Here is a 17,588-nt window from a genome sequence, read left to right on the forward strand (position 1 = left end):
TTATCCGGCGTTCTTCGCCAGCAGCGGAGTGAGGCCGTCCTGGATCTCCTTGGCTGCGGCGTTGGCGTCCGCCTGGCCGAGGATCACCTTGCCGACGGCGTCGCCGACGACCTTGCGCATCTCAGGGGCGGCGACACCGACCGGGCCGACCTCGGTGGAGCCGTTCGCCTGCACGTTGCCGAGCGCCGTGCTCCATTCCTTCAGGGTTTCGGTGTTCAGCGTGTCGGTGTACGCCTTGTCCTGCGCGACCGAGGTCCGCGGCGGAGCGATACCGTCCGCGGTCAGCTTGAGCTGGGTGGCCTTGCCGGTCGCCCACTCGATGAACTTCCAGGCCGCGTCCTTGTGCTTCGAGTACGAGGACATCGCGATGCCCCAGTTCAGGACGGTCGACTTCGAGCCCGCCGAGCCGGCCGGGAAGTCCAGCACGCCAATCTTGCCGACCACCTTCGAGGTCTTCGGGTCGTTGATGCTGCTGACCTCGTTGCTGGACTCCAGCTCCATCGCCGCGTTGCCGGCCGCGAAGAGCGCCGAGGACTGGGTGAAGGTGTTGTTGACGACGCCGGGCGGGCCGTACTCCTTGGCGAGGGTCGCGTACCGGTTGATCGCGTCCGCGGCACCGGGCGTGTCGAAGTTCGGGGTGCCGTCCGGCTTGGTCCACTCCAGGCCCTGCGAGTGCAGGAACGGGCCGAAGGTGAACGGCAGGGCGGCGGACTGGCCGCGCAGCGCGATCGGGGTGACCTTGCCCCCGGACTTCTGCTTGATCGCGGCCGCGACGGTGGGCAACTCGTCGAGGGTCTTCGGCGGCGTGATGCCGTACTGCTTGAACAGGTCCGTCCGGTAGTAGAGGACAACACCCTCGACGTTCACCGGCGCGGCGATCATCTTGTCCTGGATCGTCATGCCGGTCTTGACCGCGGCCGGGAAGTCGGCGGCGTCGTACGCGGCGGACTTGCTCATGTAGTCGTCGAGCGGAGCGTAGTAGCCGGCCTTGCTGAACTGCAGGCCCTCGCGCGACGGCAGCGTCATGAAGACATCCATGGAGGAACTGCGCGACTGCAGGTTCAGCGAGATCTTGTCACGGGCCTGCTGCTCGGCGAAGGTCTGCACCTTCACCTTGACGCCCGAGGCCTTCTCGAACTCGGGGATCAGCGGCTCGATGGCCTTCTGCCACGGGTGGTTGGACATGACGAGGGAGATCTCGTTGGCGCTGCCGCCCGAGTCGCCGCCGCCGCAGCCAGCGGCGAGCCCGCCGACGAGGGCCAGGGCGAACCCGGCACTCAAGATCTTGTTTCGCATCTTTATGCCTTTCAGTTCTGACCGAGGAGTGGAGAGAGCCAGTCGTGGAAGTCGCCGAGGTCGGCGGGATTGGTACTGCGCCACTGCGGGGGTACGGGCCGGGTCCGGCCGGCCACCTCCGCGAGCGGCACCGGGTCGTACACGGTCTCGCCGGCGCTGCGGTGCAGGCCGACCATCAGGCCGGTGGCACGGTCGGCCAGCAGCTTCGCCGCGTGCCGTCCCGCCTCCGCCGCCTCCGCCCGGTCGACGTCGCTGGCGAGCGCGCCGCTGCTGCGCTGGACCATGCCGAGCACCTCGCCGCGGGCGGCGACACCGAGCTCGGTGCTCACCAGCCCGGCGAGCGCCCTGGAGACGCCGCCGAGGATGATCCGGGTGTGGTTGACCGCCTCGAACGGATCGTCGGTCAACTCGCTCGCCGCGCCTTCGCTGACGACCACGAACGCCCGCCCGTGGGCGCGCAGGGCATCCTGCACGGTGGTGAGGAACGCCGCCCGGTCAAAGGTGAGCTCCGGGATCAGCACCAGGTGCGGCGCGTACGCCCGATCGTCGCGGTGCCAGGTCGCGGCGAGGGCCAGCCAGCCCACCGAGCGGCCGAGGGTCTCCACGATGCGGACCGGTTCGATGCCGGACATCGCCTCGTGGTCACGGGCCAGGTCCGGGACGACCTTCGTGAGGTAGCGCGCCGCGGACCCGTATCCGGGGCAGTGGTCGATGCCGACCAGGTCGTTGTCCACGGTCTTCGGGATTCCGACGACGCTCAGCTCGCGCCCGGCCGCGGCGGCCCGGTTCGCGAGGGCGTGCAGCAGCGCCATCGTCCCGTTGCCGCCGATCAGCGCCACGCCTTCGATACCGTTCGCGGCCAGGACGTCGAGTGCGGTGTCGAGGTCGACTTCGGTGACCGCCCGCCGCCCGGCGCCGAGCCAGGATCCGCCGTGCCGGGCCGCGACGGCCGGCACGTCGGCGGCGGTGACCGGGGTGAGTCGGCCCTCGACCAGGCCGTCCGGACCGCCCCGCAGCGCCAGCACGTCGTGATCCGCCGCCGCCTCGAGGAAGCCGCGGAGGCTGGCGTTTACGACGCTGGTCGGTGCGCCGGTCTGTCCGATGAGCAGGCGCATCGTCACACCTGCGCCTTCGAGCCGACGGAAAGGAAGGTCTGGAAGGCCTCCAGGCCGGCGCGGCCGCCCTCGTACCCGAGCCCCGAGTCCTGCACGCCGCCGAACGGGATCCACGGCGTGTTCGGGGTCCCGGTGTTGATGCCGACGATCCCGGCGGAGAGGCGGTCGGCGACGGCGTGGGCGCGGTCGAGGTCCGCGCTGCAGACGTAGCCGGCCAGGCCGTACCCGGTGGCATGGTGCAGGGCCAGCGCGTCGTCGAGGTCGTCGTAGACGTGGATCGGCGCGATCGGCCCGAAGATCTCGTCGGTCATCACCCGGCTGTCGACGGGCGCGTCCAGCAGCACGGTCGCCGGGGCGAAGTGGCCCTTCTCGGGGACGGCGCCGCTGGTGACCTTCCGCGCGCCCTTGCTCACCGCTTCCTCGACGAGCGAGGCCATCCGGGCCGGGTCCGAGGCCGGAGCGAGGGGACCGAGGTCGGTGGCCGGATCCGTGGGGAGGCCGACGACCATCTTCTCGGTCGCCGCGATGAACGCCTCGGTGAACTCGGCCGCCACCTCGCGGGCCACGAGGATCTGGTTCGCGGCGATACAGGACTGGCCGTTGTTGCGGTACTTTGCCACCAGCAGCGTCTGCGCGGCTGCCTGCGGATCCGCATCCGGCAGCACGAGGAACGGTGCGCATCCGCCGAGCTCCATCACCGTGCGCACGAAGCGCGGCGCGGTGGCAGCGGCGACCAGCCGCCCCACCCGGGTCGACCCGGTGAAGGACACGACGCCGACGCTCCTGTCGGCGAGCCACGGGTCGACGACGTCGGCGGGTGTGCCGAGCACGGTCGACAGGACGCCCGCGGGCACGTGCCGTTCGACGACGGCGGCCAGCACCATCGACGACAGCGGCGTCAGCTCGGAGGGCTTGAACAGCACCGGGCAGCCCGCCGCCAGCGCCGGCGCGATCTTGCGAGCCGGGATGGAGACCGGGAAGTTCCAGGGAGTGAGGACCGCGGCGACACCGGCGGGCCGCGTGGTCACCCGGTGCGTGATTCCGGGTACGACGGACAGCTGCTCGGTCTCCTGCCGGTCCAGCAGGTCGGCCATGATCCGGAAGTAGGCGACGGTCAGGCCCAGCTCGGCCGCCGACTCGGCGAGCCGCTTGCCGCTCTCCCGGGTGATCAGTGCGGGCCACTCGGGCTCCGCGGCGAGCGCCTCGACGTCTGCGGCGATGGCCCGCAGTGCCGCCGACCGGGCAGCCCGCGGCGTACCCGCCCACACCGGCAGGGCCTGCTGCGCGAGATCGAGTGCCGCCGCCGCGTCAGCATCGTTACCCGTGCTGACCTCGGTGAACGGCTCGCCGGTGGCCGGGTCGAGCACCGCGAGCCGCGGTCCGCCCGCCGTCCGGCCGATCACGCGCACGGCAGTGGCGGCCGAGAGGATGTCGTTGACGATGGGGTCGGTCACGGTAGCTGCTCCTCGTACGCGTCGAGCTGGTCCTGGTCGAGATCGATGCCGAATCCGGGCCCGTCCGGCACGCGGACGGTGCCGTGGGCGGTGAGCAGGCCGTCGGCGGCCTGCCGCAGCGGGTTGGAGCGGATGTCCCACTCGATGAGCCGGGTCGCCGACGAGATCGCGCCGGCCTGGACGGTCGTGGCGGTGGCGACCGCGCCGTTGTAGAGGTGTGGGTTGACCGTCCGTCCGGCTGCTGCCGCGGCCGCCAACACGTCGAGGTACTCGGTGACGCCGCCGGCCTTGCCGAGGTCGGGCTGCAGGATCTCGACGGCCTCCAGGTATGGAGTGAAGGCCGCGGCGCCGTAGAGGTTCTCCCCGGTGGCCAGCGGCATCGCGGTGCGGCGACTCAGCTCGGCCAGCTCTGCGGGGCGGTCGCCGGCCAGCGGCTCCTCGACCCACGCGACGCCGAGGTCGGCCAGCGCGCGGACCATCTCCAGCGCCTCGGTCAGCCGCCACGCCTGGTTGGCGTCGGCGAAGATCTGCACCTGGTCGCCGAGGATCCGCCGGGCGGTCCGAACGTTGGCGAGGTCAGTGTCCGCGCCGAAGCCGACCTTGACCTTGACGGCGGTGAGCCCGAGCGCGGCGCAGCGGTCGGCGACCTCGGCGACCCCGGTGGGTCCGAGGCTGGAGCCGTACACCGGCAGTTCCGTGCGGGGGTTGGCGCTGAGGAGCCGGGCCAGGCTGGTGCCGGCGTGCCGGGCGGCGAGGTCCCACAGCGCCATGTCGGCGCCGCTGATCGCCTGGTAGACCGGGCCGGGTGCGCCCCACTGGCGGCCCAGGGGCGCCAGCTCCGCGAGCAGCGCGCGCTGGGCGGTGGCCGGGTCGGGAAAGCTGCGGCCGTTCATGAGCGGCGCGACGCCGTCGTGGATCGTGGCGATCCGCTCGCGCCACGCCCAGGACGGATAGTTCGCCCAGCTTTCGCCGACGCCGACCGAACCGTCGGCCAGCTCGACTTCGATCAGGATCATCACGCGGTGGTTCAGCGGCGCGAACGACATGGCGATCGGCTCGGTGGGGCGCGCCCGGAAGACCCGGCACCGTACGTCCACCACTGCGGCATCCGGCAACGTGACCACGCGGGTCTCCGTGGCTGAGGGTGCTGCCTTGAGGTCCATGTGCCTTCTCTCACGTCGACACTATCTGCATGCAGTGTTGAACGCATGTCACCCAGACGTCAAGAGCACGAAACAAAGAAAAGGTGGAGAGTTGGCGTCCGGCCAAAGGTGCCAATGCCTCACCGGGGCGCGTTGCGCTGCCTCCCGCTCCCCGTGAGGTCCCGGCAGGATTTCGCCACTACCGCGGCGGGTCTACACCGCGTTCGCGCAGTTCACCCGGTTACCCGGTCAGAACGCGGGTGCCGTTGCGGCGTGCGGCCGTGGCTACCGCAGCGGGCAGCGGACCGTCCACGACCAGGGTGTCGATGCGGTCGAAGCCGCACACCTGAACCGGAGCGGTGGCCGTCAGCTTGCTCGCATCGGCGAGCAGCACGACCTCGTCGGCGATGTCCATGAGGGCGTGCTTGGCGCTCAGCTCGACCTCCGAGCGCACGTACGCGCCCCGCTCGTCGACGGCGCTGGCCCCGAGGAACAGCAGGCGCACCCGCATGCGCCGGACGAGATCCAGCGCTGCGAAACCGACCATCGCCTGGTTGTCGTGCAGCAGCTCGCCGCCGATCCCGATGACCCTTGACCTGGGCCGGGACAGCATGTGGGCCAACACGGGGACGGAGTGGGTGATCACACAGCCGTCGAAGTCCTCGGGCAGCGCATGGGCCACCTCGGCCGCGGTCGTGCCGCTGTCGATGCCGATCGTGTCGCCGGGCTGCACCAGGCGGACCGCTGCGGCGCCGATCGCCTGCTTGGCGCCGGCGTGGCTGAGCGCGCGGGACGCGTACCCGGGGGCCCCGACGCCGCCCGGCGGAAGACTGACGCCGCCATGGACCAGCTGGACCTCGCCGGCCTCGGCGAGTCGCCGCAGGTCACGGCGGATCGTCATCGTAGAGACGCCGAGCTGGGCGCTGATGTCGGCGACCGAGAGGAAGCCGGCCCGGCGCAGCGCGGCCATGATGTGCGTCCGCCGCTGCGGGGCGCCGTCGTAGCGCATGGCTTCCACTGACACGTCCGTAGTCTAGCCTCTGTTCTTCCAGTACCAATGGATGTTATTTTTCAAACATCCTTTTGATCTCGGTGCCTCGACGTTGCCGACCTCGGCGGCGCCCCGGCCGCTCCCGCACTGGAGGAACAGTGACCACCGACCCCTCGATCCTCGCCCGTCCCTCCGGCGGCTACGCCATGCTCGCCGTCGACCAGCGCGAGGCGCTGCGCGCCATGTTCGCCGCCCGCCAGCCCGAGCCAGTGACCGACGCGCAGCTGACCGCGTTCAAGGTGGACGCGGCACGCACGCTCAGCCCGTACGCGTCGGCGATCCTCATCGACAAGCAGTTCGGCTGGGACGCCGTGATCGCGGACAACACCGTCGACCCGTCCTGCGCGTTGATCGCAGCGGCCGACGCGTTCACCCCGAGCGCCACCGAATTCGTCGCAGACGTGGCGATCGACGCCGAGGTCGACCCCGCAACCGTACGGAAGGAGGGCGCGAAGGCCCTCAAGCTGCTCGTGCTCTACCGGCCGGACGAGGCGCCGGAGCCGCGGATCGCCATGGTCACCGACTTCGTCGCCCGCTGCCGCGAGGCCGGCCTGGTCAGCATCATCGAACCGGTGTCCCGTGGCCCGCGCGACGGCGGCGCGTACGACCACGAAGCGGGAATCCACGCGGCGGCCCGCGAGCTCGGCGCCCTCGGTGCCGACCTCTACAAGTCGGAGGTACCAACCCACGGCAAGGGCACCGCAGACGAGATCACCGCCGGGTGCGCCTCGCTGTCGTCAGTCATCAGCAGCCCGTGGGTGGTGCTGTCCTCCGGCGTACCCGCGGAGGTCTTCCCCGAAGCCGTGCGACTCGCCTGCCGGGCCGGCGCTTCGGGTTTCCTCGCCGGCCGCGCGGTCTGGGCCTCGGTGGTCGGCAGCCCGACCATGGCCGACGACCTGCGCACGATCTCGGTTGACCGGCTGCGACGCCTCGCCGACGTGGTCGACGACGCCGTGTCGCGCTGAGATGGTGCCCGTCGCCGACGTGCTCGCGGTCAGCGCGGTCGCGCTCGGCGCCACCATGCAGAGAGCAACCGGCCTGGGCTTCGCCCTGGTGGCCGCCCCGTTTCTGGTCGTGATCCTCGGCCCCTTCTCGGGCGTGACCCTGGCCAACCTGCTCTCAGCGGCGATCAACCTGATCGTGCTGTCCATGACCGCCCGGGCGCTGCGCCGCCGCGTGGCCCTTCAGATGATCGCCGGGGTGATCCTGGCCCTGCCACTTGGGGTCTGGGTGGTCCGGGAGCTGCCGGGCCCGGTCCTGCTCGTCGGCATCGGCCTGATCACAGCGGGATCAGTGGCCTGGGTGGCGGTGGGCCAGAGCATGCCGTTCCTCCGGCAGCGGGGTGGTGCGGTGGCGTCCGGGTTCGCATCAGGCTTCTTCAACACGACGGCCGGGACGGGCGGACCGCCGCTCGCGGTCTACGCCGCGAGCACCGACTGGGAGCACCGAAGCTTCGTCCCGACCGTGCAGCTCGTCGGCCTGGTGACGAACGTGCTGTCGCTGGCGGCGAAGGGCCCCCCGGTCCTGTCGTGGAGACTGCTGCTGGCCTGCGGGGCGGCGATGCTGGCAGGGATCGGTGGCGGGCACTTCCTGGGGCGGTGGTTGCCGGAGACGGCTGCCCGGCGTTGGGTGCTGGCGCTCGCCCTCGCCGGAAGCGTCATAGCGATCGTCAAGGGGCTGGCGGCGTGGTGAAACGTGGTGCCTCAGCCCCGCACTCGGGCGGGCCGACGTCTCCAGGCGCGTCGACCCGGTGGCCTCGCCGCGTCTTCAGTCAGGGCAGCGACCCGGATCCGCGGTTCAGCCTCGCCAACGAGCGCACGTTCCTGGCGTGGATCCGTACCTCTCTGGCACTCTTCGCCGCAGGCGTGGCGTTGGAGGCGGTGAACCTGCCGATCGTGCCCGGGTTGCGCCGAGCGGCTGCGATCGTGCTGATCCTGCTGGGTGCCGCCGCCCCGGCCCAGGCCTGGTTCGGCTGGGTCCGCACCGAGCTCGCCCTGAGACGGGGGAGAGGACTCCCGCCACCGATGATGGCCGTGCCGGTCGGTGCGGGTCTCATGCTCGTCGGCGTCCTGGTCCTCCTGGGGCTCGTCCTGTGATCGACCTCGGCTCCTCGCCGTCCCCAGGCCCCTCCCCGGGGCCGGTCTCGTCTGGTGATCCCGGGTTGCAGCTGGAACGGACGGTGCTGGCGTGGCGGCGTACCGCAGCCGCCTTTGTCGTCGCGGCGGCCGGGGCCAGCCGCTTCCTCCTGCCGCACCTCGGCGGATGGATCTTTCTGGCCGCCGTCGCCAGCGCGATGACGGTCGTCATCGTCGCCGCAGCGGCGCTGCGCCGACGCCTTCCGCCCTCCGCCGCCCCGGCCGTGCTGAACTCGGCCCGCCCGCCCGGCACCTGGCTGGCGGCGGTCGCGCTCGCAACCGCCGCCGGCGGTCTCAGCGTGGCGCTCGCCGCACTAGCCGGATCACACTGACAGACACCTTCTTGGATGGGGTCTGCGACCGTTCGACGCATCTGCCGTGCGAAGACCGCTGACTGTGCGTTATTGCCAGGGCCCGCGGTGCGAGGCCTGGACACGCCCTTGGTGACACGGTGCGGCCATGTCAGCCGGTGGTGACCGGGAGCGTGGCGTAGCCGCGTAGCACCAGGCGGTCGCGGCGTTCGCCCGGGGCGGCCAGCTTCACCGTCACACCCGCGTCGTGCCTGTCGGCGTACCGCTCGCGCTGCTCGGGCGCCGGCGCGGTCGGACCGACACGCGGGCCGTGACACGCGGGCGCCGCGCTTGACAGCGGCTGATTTCGCGATGATGCTGCCAACTAGTCCTACTGTCGTAGGACAATAGAGAGGATCGTCTCGAGTGATCGAGTTCGTGCTGGACAGTCGGTCGAAGGTGAACACCTACCTGCAGCTGGTGCAGCAGGTGAAACAGGCGCTCCGGGTCGGCCTGCTGGCCCCGGGCGACCAGTTGCCGAAGGTGCGTGACGTCGCGCAGTCGTTGGCGATCAACCCGAACACGGTGCTCAAGGCGTACCGCGAACTGGAGATCGAGGGTCTGGTCGCCGGGCGGCCGGGGGTCGGCACGTTCGTCGAACGGAGCCTGGCGGGCGCGTCCCTGCCCAACCAGGCGGAGCTGCGCGAGGACCTGGTGGCCTGGCTGCACCGGGCGCAGGCGGCCGGACTCACGCCCGAGGACGTCATCGCCCTGGTGGAGACCACCCTGCGGGCCGCCCTCGCCGACGACACACCACACAAGGAACCCGCGCGAGCGGAATGAGAGGACAGCCGATGGACGTGGCTCTGGAGGCCGACCAGCTCGGCAAGAGGTACGGGAGCACCTGGGCGCTGCGGGACTGTTCGCTGCAGCTACCGACCGGGCGAATCGCCGCCCTGGTCGGCCCGAACGGGGCGGGCAAGAGCACCCTGCTGCACCTCGCCGTGGGCCTGCTCCGGCCGAACGCCGGGACGGTACGGGTGTTCGGCGAATCGCCGTACGACAACACGAAGGCCCTGGCCGACATCGGGTTCGTCGCCCAGGACACCCCGCTGTACCGGGACTTCAGCGCGGCGGAACTGGTTACCGCCGGTGGGAAGCTGAACCGGCGGTGGGACGCGGCGCTGGCCCGCAACCGGCTGGCCCAGTTGGGCATCCCGCCCGACCGGCCGGTCGGCAAACTCTCCGGCGGGCAACGGGCCCAGGTGGCCCTCGCGCTCGCGCTGGCCAAGCGGCCCCGACTGCTGCTGCTCGACGAGCCGGTCGCCAGCCTGGACCCGCTGGCCCGGCGGGAGTTCCTCCAGTCGCTGATGGGCAGCGTCGCCGACGCCGGCACCACCGTCCTGCTCTCCTCGCACCTGTTGGCGGACCTGGAGCGGGTCTGCGACTACCTGATCGTGCTGCACGCCGCCCGCGTGCAACTCGCCGGCGCGGCCGATGACCTGGTGGCCGGGCATCGGCAACTCGTCGGCCCCCGCCACGACGGCGCCCCGATCGGCGGCGTCGCCGCAGTCGTCCGGGCCAGCCACACCGACCGGCAGTCCACCCTGCTGGTCCGCACCGACGGGCCGATCAACGATCCCTCCTGGACGGTCCGGGACGTCGGCCTGGAGGACGTCATCCTCGCCTACCTGGCCGACGGCGACGCGGCGGCGAGCCACAACGAATGGGGGGTGCCGGCATGATCTGGCTGGCCTGGCGACAACACCGCAAGCAACTGCTGTTCACCCTCCTCGGGTTCGCGGCGCTCGCCGCCCTGATGATCCCCATCGGCCTGTCGATGCGGCACACGTTCACCGAGTTCGGGCTGCCGGACTGTGTCCGCCAGCTGGCCGACGCCGACGTCGCCCGGACGACCCGGGACTCCTGCGATGCGGCGTTCCGCCGCTTCGCCACCCGGTACGGCAGTTTGAACCTGGTGGCCGTCCTGCTGCTCGTCCTGCCGATGCTGGTCGGCCTGTTCTGGGGCGCCCCACTGGTCGCCCGCGAGGTGGAGCACGGCACCCACCGGTTCGCCTGGACCCAGGGCGTGGGCCGCACGCACTGGGCGCTGGTGAAGTTCGGACTGGTCGGCGTGGCCACGGTCGCCCTCGCGGTCTGCTACGGGCTGGGCATGTCGTGGTGGGTCAGCCCGCTGACCCAGGCCGCGCACGAGGGCCGGATGGGCGTCATCGTCTTCGACCTGCAGGGGATCGTGCCGATCGGCTACACCCTCTTCGCCGTGGCGCTCGGCATCTTCGCCGGCACCGTGTGGCGCAAGATGCTGCCTGCCATGGGCGTCACCCTCGTCGGGTTCGTCGGCGTACGGGCGGCGGCGGCGATCCTGGCCAGGCCGCACTACCAGCCCGCCCGTACCCTCACCTTCCCGATCGAAGGGACGGAGGGACCGAGCATCGGCCGGGGCGACTGGGTCCTCGCCAGCGGCGTCCGGGATGCCGACGGCAAGATGGTGCTGGCCGACTCTCAGATCGTCTGCCCGCCCGGCACGAAGGGACCTGATGGCAGGGCCTGCGGCGCCGAGCTGGGACTCGGGCCGGGCGCCTACAACTGGCAGCTCTACCAACCGGCCGACCGGTTCTGGCTGTTCCAGAGCATCGAGACGGGCATCTTCGTGGCCCTCGCCGTGGTCCTGCTCTATCTCGCCATCCGCATGATCCGCCGGATCGCCTGAGGCGTATCAGCGGTGATCGCCGGTCCCTGCGGGGTCCGGCGATCACGCGTGTCGGCGGGTGCCGGCCCTGACCGGTCACCGCAGGGTCAGCCGCGTCCGGCCAGACCTCGGACGGCGACCAGCCCGGGCACCGCGACGCGGCCGAGCTCGTTGCCGGTGGCGGGATCGTGCCAGCTCACGGCCCCGGTCTGGCCCACGTAGAGGCGCTTGCCGTCGGGGCTCAGCACGAGGCCGGTGATCGGCTGGCGGACCGACCAGTCGGTGGCCGGGCGCAGTTGCTCTAGATCCACCCGCCGCACCACCGTGCCGGAGCTGAGGAACAGGCTCTCGCTGTCCGCGGCGGCGTGCCCGCTGCCGGTTCCGCTGGCCACGGTGGCCGTGCGGCGTACCGTCAGCTCCTCGGTGGAGATCTCCGCGACGGTGCCCGACGTGACGTCGGCGACGAAGAGCCGACCGCCTTGGGGGCTGATCGCCATGGCGTGGCCGGTCGCCGGCGCCTCCCCGAACGGGTGCGGCAGGTCCACGCAGTACGCCCACCGCTCGGTGAGCTTCAGCGTGTGGACGAACGCGTGTGCGTTGCCCGGCCGCCCGCTGACCAGGTCACGGGTGTGCTGGTGGCCGGGCTGATGCGTGTAGAGGGTGTAGAGGGTGCTGCGGTCCGGCGCGAGCACGGCCTGGCGCCCGTCGCCGCGCATCTCCTCCTCAGCTCCGGGCGGGATCGCCGCCTTGTCCCGGGTGGAGAGCGGACCGGGAGCCTTCGTGGCCAGATCGACGACGCGGACCCGGTACCGGTCCGGCGCCGCCGCCGGGAGCCACTCGAGGACGAAGAGCCCGGCTTGATCCCCGGTGAACGTCTCCGGCACGAAGTTGCCCCGTAGTTCAAGCTGGTGCCGCACCGCGGTGACGTCGGCCACCAGCACCGGCGTCACGTCCCGGCCGTCCGGGCGTCCCAGCGCCGCATTCACCGCATCCGAGGTGAGCGCCACGAGCGCGCCGTTCGCCGAGACAGCCTGCGGCAGCCAGCGCCCGGGCAGCCTGACCCGGTCCGACGTGCGGCCGGTGGCGGTGTCGACCCGCCAGAAGGCGGTGTCGGCGCCGTCGGGCGCGGTGGCGTAGATCGCCGACCCGTCGGCGGTGGCGACGGAGCGCGGGATCGACAGCCGGTCGGGGCCCCGGAGCACGCCGAGCGCCTCGTCCAGTTCGACGAGCAGGGCGTCGGGAAGCGAAACGGCGGGCGGCGTGTTCCGCGCGGGCTCGCAGCCGACGAGCGTGGCGGCGCCGGTACCGGCGAGCAGGGCCAGAACGGTGCGACGCGAGATCCTTGTCGTTGCCATCATGCCCGGATGACACCGCCGACCCCGCCGCAGTTCCACCGAAGCGGGGATGGAACCCGCCCCGCGTGGGCGGTGTCATGAAGGGTGATCGGGGAGGTTGTCACTGGACGACGGAGAGCTTGTCACCCGCGCTCGGGCTGGTGACCTGGAGGCGTACGAACTCCTGGTCGCCCGGCACACCGCGTCCGCGTACCGGACGGCGGTGCTGCTCGGCGCCGGCCCGGACGCCGAGGACGTCATCCAGGAGGCGTTCGTGAAGGGATACCGCAGTCTCGCCCGCTATCGGGGAGAGGCTTCCTTCCGTTCCTGGCTCCTGGCGATCGTCGCCAACGAGACGCGGAACCTGCACCGGTCACGCGGCCGGCGGGACGGGCTCGTCCTGCGGGTCGCGGAGGCGAACCAGGGATCGGAGGTCGCCGAGGACAGCGCGGTCGGCGCCGTCCTCGCCGGCGAACGCCGCGCAATGCTGGTGCAGGCCCTGCGCCGGCTGCCGGTGAAGGACCGCGAGGTGATCGTCTGCCGGTTCTTCCTCGACCTCAGCGAGGACGAGACGGTGACGATGCTGGGCTGGCCGAGAGGCACCGTGAAGTCGCGGACCTCCCGGGCCTTGGCCAAGCTCCGCGGCCTGCTCAGTGTCGAGGAGGTCCACCATGGATGACCTCGAACGGGAGCTGCGCGACCTGTCCGCCTGGCTGGACACCCCCGAACCGCCCGACGTGACCGCCCGGGTACGCGCCCGCCTCACCGCACCCGCGCCCCGGCGACGCCGGTGGCGCTACTACCTCGCCGCGGTGCTCGCCGCCCTGCTCGTCGCCCTGCTCCCGCCCGGCCGGGCCGCCCTCGCCGATGCCGTGACGGGGCTGCTGCGCTTCGCGGGCATCACTATCGCCACATCGCCCGCACCGGCCCTGCCCACTGGCGACCCGTCGCCGCTGCCCGCGCAGCGACCCGCCACCCTGCACGAGGCGCAGCGGCTGGTGCACTTCCCGATCCGCCTGCCGGCGAAGCTGGGCCCACCGGAGCAGGTGCTGGTCGCCGACCCCGACCGGACCGGCGCGTACCGGGTGGCCACCCTGCTCTATCGCGGCGGCACGCTGCGGCTCGATGCCTTCGACGGTCGTCTCGACCCGGCGTTCCACAAGCTGGCCATGGGGCCGGGCGTAGAGTTGACCGAGGTCGATGCCGGGTACGCCGTCTGGGTCGGTGGCCCGCACGCGCTGACCTACGTGGATCGAACTGGCACGGTCCGGGAGGAGACCGCACGGCTCGCCGCGTCGACCCTGATCTGGGAAGAGGCCGGGGTGAGCTACCGGCTCGAAGGTGACCTCGCCAAGGCCGACGCGATCGAGATCGCCAACTCGCTGCGGTAGGGGACACCTTGAACGCCGGCGAGCGACGATCGATGACGGCCAGCAGTACCCGAAGAAACAGCAGGCCAGCGGGATGTGACAGCGACCGGCCTGGTGGGCGACGGACGAGTCGACCTGGACGGCGGAAACTGATGGGCTGCGTCCTTGGCCCCGTCCGGATGCTGGCACTGCATTGTGCAGCGTTGAGAGCCGACGCGTCGTCGCACCGTTGTTTCCCAGTGTTGGCCCGGTGTGTCGGGCATCGGGCACAACGTGGGGAGTGCGGTTCGGGCAGTTGGTCACGACGACGCACATTCGGCCCTCAACGCCGCGAGGTCCGGTTGGGTAGCACTCCCGATCGATGTTGCCGGAGCAATTAAGGCCGGACGTCCGTGAAGGCTAAATATCCACCACGATGTGGACGGCTATGGTCGGAGTGCCCGGGCGATCAGCCTGCCGATGACCAAGTACACCAGCGCGGCGAGTCCGTAGTTGAGAACGAGCCCAATTTTGGCGTCGTACGGCGTGAACACGTCCCCGAATCCCAGTACGAACGCTTTGGCAAGCACGTAGACGAATTGAACGAAGCTGTTGCTCTGGTTGGCCCCGGCCAAGGAAAAGAGAATGTGCAAGGCGAAGATGAGAGCGACGCTGCTGGTCAGGCCGACCGTGGCACGGGCGACGATGGTAGCGGTATCTGCCTGGTTCCGTTGTCGTGGCGGTGGCGCGGCCGGGTAGGGCTGCGACGCGTAGGCAGGTGGTGTGTACGGCGTCGGGGGTGGGGGGTAGGCCGTCGTCGGGGGTGGGGGGATGGGCGGTGCGGGGTGGGGGTACGGCGCCGGGGGTTGGTTGTGCGGCGCCGTGGGGTGGGGATAGTGCGCCGTGGGTGCTAGGCCGTCGCCGTGGTGTACGTCTACGTACGCGATCCGCTGTGTAGGTGGGGGTGGGGGGTGGGGCGGCGTGGGTTGGGTGGGGAACCGGTGTGGTTGGTCGTCGGGGTCGTAGTTGTTGTACGACATGGATGGGCAGTCTACTGTCGGTCTGGAGTCGGCAAAACCTCTCTTTCCGATTAATCGGATCTTTCTACATCGTGTCTCTAATTCGCCACAGTCCGTGAGTGTCCACTGTGTGAATCTCGATATCTGAACGTCGTCGCGACTGTCAGTGACCGCCGTGTTGTAACTGGAGGTGGCCCGCCCCGAAACTCGGTGAAGGCGTTGCCCGGCGGCCGGTTGGTGCTCACCCGGCGAGGAGGATGCTGTGCAGGTTGGCGACACCGGAAGCGGCGTCCGTTCGAGCGGTTTCGCCCGCCCGACGCGGAGCCCCTTCTGAAGCTGATCTGCGGAAGACCACTTCATACCGGGGCTCCGCGCCGGACGTTGGTTCAGGACGACCGCGGCCTTGGCAAGCCGATCACTGTGCCTTCGCGGCGGGGGTCGGCGCCGCCGTACTGCTTGCCGGTCTTCGGATCGACCACTACTGCCTGCACCGAACCGATGTCGGCGCCGGTGCTGACCGTGTAGCCGAGTGTGCGCAGACCGTCAACGGTGTCCTGCGGGAATCCGTTCTCGAGTGAGACCGAACTTGCCGCGCTGGTCACTGACACGCGAGGCGCATCGATCGCGTCCTGGATCGTCATCTTGTGGTCGATGAGATTGAGGGCGACGTTGAACACCGAGTTGATGATCGTGGAGCCCCCGGGCGAGCCGAAGGCAACCAGCGGCTTGCCGTCGGGCGTGAGGATCAGGGTCGGCGTCATGCTGCTGCGCGGGCGCTTGCCCGGCTGCACGTCGTTGAACCCGGGCCCGCCGGTGTAGGGGTTGACCGTCGGTGTCAGGTTGAAGTCGGTCAGCTCGTTGTTGAGCAGGAAGCCGAAGTTGCGGAACGAGGCATCGGTGTCCCGGTAGCCGGCGAACACGCCGATGCCGTGCCCCGACTCGATCGTGTTGGTGTAGGACACCAGGTTGCCCCACTTGTCCACGACCGAGAAGTGCGTGGTCGTCTCGCCCGGCCCGGTGACCGGTTCAGCCGTCGGGATCAACGTGCCGGCTTCTACGTCCGGGTTCTCGAACGGACGCGGGTCTCCCGGCGACGGGTTCGGCGTGATCCGCGCGCCCGGCACGATCGCGGCCCCGCGGAGCGCGACGTAGTTCGGGTGCAGCAGCCCCCGGCTCGGCTCCGGCACGAAGCCGCTGTCGCCCATCCATACCGACCGGTCGGCGAACGCGAGCCGCATCGCATCGGCCATCACGTTCACGGTCTTCGTGGAGCCGAAGCCGAAGCCCTGGCTTTCATCCCCGATCGGAAGGCGCTCGAGCATTTTCAGCATCTGGGTCACGGTCAAGCCGCCTGACGACGGTGACGACATCGCCCGGATCTTGTAACCGCGATACGTGCTCTCCACGGGTGTACGCAGCGTCGCCTGGTAGTTCTCCAAGTCGGCGAAGGTCATGCTGCCACCCTTGCCGTTCGGCGCCTGCGGCCGGTTGAACTTCTGGCCCTCGACGATGCCCTTGGCGATGTCGCAGCCCTTCTCCGGCATGTACACGTAGAAGCAGTCGCCGCCGTTGGTGGCGATCTTGCGGAAGGTTTCGGCAAGGGGCTTGTTCTGCACCAGCGAGCCGACCGCCGGGGGTGCGCCGCCTGGGCAGAAATACGCTTCGGTCTCCGGCGAGTTCCGCGCTCGGCTGCTGCAGCTGGCTTCCGAATAGCGCGGGGTAGCGGCGAAGCCGTCGTCGGCGAGTCTGACGGCCGGCTGCAGGTTGCGAGCGAGCGACAGGTTGCCGTAGCGCTCCAGCGCCATTTCGGTGCCGCGCACCATCCCCGGCACGCCGACGGCCACGCCCTGCAGCGACGGGTTCGGCACGCCCACGAACATGCCGGGTGTCGCACCGGCCGGCGCGCGCTCGCGGGAGTCGATGGCGACCGTCTCGCCGGTCTCCGCCAGGTGGATCATCATGAAGCCGCCGCCGCCGATGCCGGCCGATTGCGGCTCCACCACGTTCAGCGCGTAGGCGATCGCCACCGCGGCGTCCACCGCGTTGCCACCGTCTTCGAGGACCTGCGCGCCGGCTTCGGCGGCGTAGGGGTTGGCCACCGCCACGACGCCCTGGCGGAATGCCTTGCCGGACCACGGCGGCGGGTTGCCCTGGGCGTGCGACGGCAGGGACACGGTGGACTGGATGCCAAGCGACGGATCCTTGCTGCCCGTATCTGCGATTGCCATCGAGCCAGGACTTGTGCCCACCAGCAGACCTGCCAGCAGGACGCAGCCGAGGGCTCTTCGAGAGTGAGTCATGTCCTTCCCTCCATCGACGAACGTTTGGTTCGGTGTCACTGACCGGCCTGCTGGTCGGCGTCGCGGATCATGCGCTCTGCGTACCCGATGACGGGCCGCGCCTGCTTGGTCGGGAGGCTTCTGGCTCGCTCGAAGGCCGTCGACTGGTTGATGAACGCACGAAGCTGATTCGTTCCCGCATCGACGTCGCCCCACCGACCGAACTGATCCGTGTCCGCAACCTCCGCGCAGGTCAAAGATGTACGAGCCGGATAGATCGGATATCCGAGCCGGCTGGATTCGGGGTGAGCGTATGCGCATTCATTGTCATTGAACGGTCGGGTGAGCCGGACTTGAGCATCTCTTGAGGAGCCACGGCAAAACTATGTGGACGGGGCTGGTGCAGCCCCTACA

General features: G+C 70.5%; 18 protein-coding genes. 10 read left to right on the forward strand and 8 right to left on the reverse strand.

Translation table 11 applies throughout. The annotated features are described in order from the left end of the window. The 5 genes from A6A27_RS32575 to A6A27_RS32595 form a co-directional block, all read right to left on the reverse strand. Window positions 1–1,296: an ABC transporter substrate-binding protein gene (locus A6A27_RS32575; RefSeq protein WP_073838454.1), complete on the reverse strand. Its 1,296-nt coding sequence runs from the start codon at window positions 1,294–1,296 to the stop codon at window positions 1–3. Window positions 1,297–1,307: 11 nt separating this feature from the next. After that, window positions 1,308–2,411, reverse strand: coding sequence for a 6-phosphofructokinase (locus A6A27_RS32580; RefSeq protein ID WP_073838455.1), 1,104 nt, complete (start codon window positions 2,409–2,411; stop codon window positions 1,308–1,310). Window positions 2,412–2,413: 2 nt separating this feature from the next. Further along, window positions 2,414–3,865 carry an aldehyde dehydrogenase family protein gene (locus tag A6A27_RS32585; protein WP_073838456.1) on the reverse strand — a complete coding sequence of 484 codons (1,452 nt, stop codon included), beginning with the start codon at window positions 3,863–3,865 and terminating at the stop codon, window positions 2,414–2,416. Further along, entirely contained in the window at window positions 3,862–4,989 is a 1,128-nt protein-coding gene (locus tag A6A27_RS32590) for a mandelate racemase/muconate lactonizing enzyme family protein (RefSeq protein ID WP_073838457.1), read from the reverse strand. The genes A6A27_RS32585 and A6A27_RS32590 overlap by 4 nt, the downstream gene beginning before the upstream one ends. A gap of 259 nt (window positions 4,990–5,248) precedes the next feature. Next, a complete protein-coding gene (locus A6A27_RS32595; RefSeq protein ID WP_143194281.1) occupies window positions 5,249–6,031 on the reverse strand; it encodes a DeoR/GlpR family DNA-binding transcription regulator in 783 nt (260 codons plus the stop codon). A gap of 125 nt (window positions 6,032–6,156) precedes the next feature. Between A6A27_RS32595 and A6A27_RS32600 the strand changes: the two genes are divergently transcribed. The 7 genes from A6A27_RS32600 to A6A27_RS32630 all read left to right on the forward strand — a co-directional run bounded on the left by A6A27_RS32600 (window position 6,157) and on the right by A6A27_RS32630 (window position 11,214). Beyond that, window positions 6,157–7,023, forward strand: a complete 867-nt coding sequence (locus A6A27_RS32600) for a hypothetical protein (RefSeq protein WP_274534606.1) — start codon at window positions 6,157–6,159, stop codon at window positions 7,021–7,023. A 1-nt stretch (window position 7,024) separates the two neighbouring features. After that, window positions 7,025–7,750, forward strand: a complete 726-nt coding sequence (locus A6A27_RS32605; protein ID WP_073838460.1) for a sulfite exporter TauE/SafE family protein — start codon at window positions 7,025–7,027, stop codon at window positions 7,748–7,750. Beyond that, complete coding sequence (locus tag A6A27_RS32610; RefSeq protein ID WP_241825555.1) at window positions 7,744–8,154, forward strand: YidH family protein; 411 nt, start codon at window positions 7,744–7,746, stop codon at window positions 8,152–8,154. The genes A6A27_RS32605 and A6A27_RS32610 overlap by 7 nt, the downstream gene beginning before the upstream one ends. A gap of 65 nt (window positions 8,155–8,219) precedes the next feature. Next, window positions 8,220–8,525, forward strand: coding sequence for a DUF202 domain-containing protein (locus tag A6A27_RS32615; RefSeq protein ID WP_198940539.1), 306 nt, complete (start codon window positions 8,220–8,222; stop codon window positions 8,523–8,525). Window positions 8,526–8,909: 384 nt separating this feature from the next. Then, complete coding sequence (locus tag A6A27_RS32620) at window positions 8,910–9,326, forward strand: GntR family transcriptional regulator (RefSeq protein WP_073838461.1); 417 nt, start codon at window positions 8,910–8,912, stop codon at window positions 9,324–9,326. 11 nt (window positions 9,327–9,337) lie between these two features. Further along, window positions 9,338–10,228, forward strand: coding sequence for an ABC transporter ATP-binding protein (locus A6A27_RS32625; protein ID WP_073838462.1), 891 nt, complete (start codon window positions 9,338–9,340; stop codon window positions 10,226–10,228). After that, on the forward strand, window positions 10,225–11,214 hold the full coding sequence (locus A6A27_RS32630) for a transporter (protein ID WP_073838547.1): 990 nt from the start codon (window positions 10,225–10,227) through the stop codon (window positions 11,212–11,214). Before A6A27_RS32625 ends, A6A27_RS32630 begins: the two co-directional genes overlap by 4 nt. 86 nt (window positions 11,215–11,300) lie before the next feature. Here the strand turns inward: A6A27_RS32630 and A6A27_RS43635 are convergent, their stop codons facing one another. Continuing rightward, complete coding sequence (locus tag A6A27_RS43635) at window positions 11,301–12,551, reverse strand: YncE family protein (RefSeq protein ID WP_241825556.1); 1,251 nt, start codon at window positions 12,549–12,551, stop codon at window positions 11,301–11,303. A gap of 94 nt (window positions 12,552–12,645) precedes the next feature. Here A6A27_RS43635 and A6A27_RS32640 point away from each other — a divergent pair, with 94 nt between their 5' ends. After that, window positions 12,646–13,206, forward strand: coding sequence for an RNA polymerase sigma factor (locus A6A27_RS32640; protein ID WP_241825557.1), 561 nt, complete (start codon window positions 12,646–12,648; stop codon window positions 13,204–13,206). After that, entirely contained in the window at window positions 13,199–13,918 is a 720-nt protein-coding gene (locus A6A27_RS32645) for a hypothetical protein (protein ID WP_073838463.1), read from the forward strand. The genes A6A27_RS32640 and A6A27_RS32645 overlap by 8 nt, the downstream gene beginning before the upstream one ends. Window positions 13,919–14,322: 404 nt before the next feature. Here the strand turns inward: A6A27_RS32645 and A6A27_RS32650 are convergent, their stop codons facing one another. Together A6A27_RS32650 and ggt are read right to left on the reverse strand one after the other, a co-directional pair. Beyond that, window positions 14,323–14,529: a hypothetical protein gene (locus A6A27_RS32650; RefSeq protein ID WP_198940540.1), complete on the reverse strand. Its 207-nt coding sequence runs from the start codon at window positions 14,527–14,529 to the stop codon at window positions 14,323–14,325. A gap of 752 nt (window positions 14,530–15,281) precedes the next feature. After that, window positions 15,282–17,123 (reverse strand): gamma-glutamyltransferase, encoded by a 1,842-nt coding sequence (gene ggt, locus A6A27_RS32655; protein WP_083673047.1) that lies wholly within the window; start codon window positions 17,121–17,123, stop codon window positions 15,282–15,284. A 104-nt stretch (window positions 17,124–17,227) separates the two neighbouring features. Between ggt and A6A27_RS43645 the strand changes: the two genes are divergently transcribed. After that, window positions 17,228–17,542, forward strand: a complete 315-nt coding sequence (locus A6A27_RS43645; protein WP_143194283.1) for a hypothetical protein — start codon at window positions 17,228–17,230, stop codon at window positions 17,540–17,542. Window positions 17,543–17,588: the final 46 nt, after the last annotated feature.

This window comes from Micromonospora sp. CB01531 (assembly GCF_001905095.1).
Classification (GTDB): domain Bacteria; phylum Actinomycetota; class Actinomycetes; order Mycobacteriales; family Micromonosporaceae; genus Micromonospora.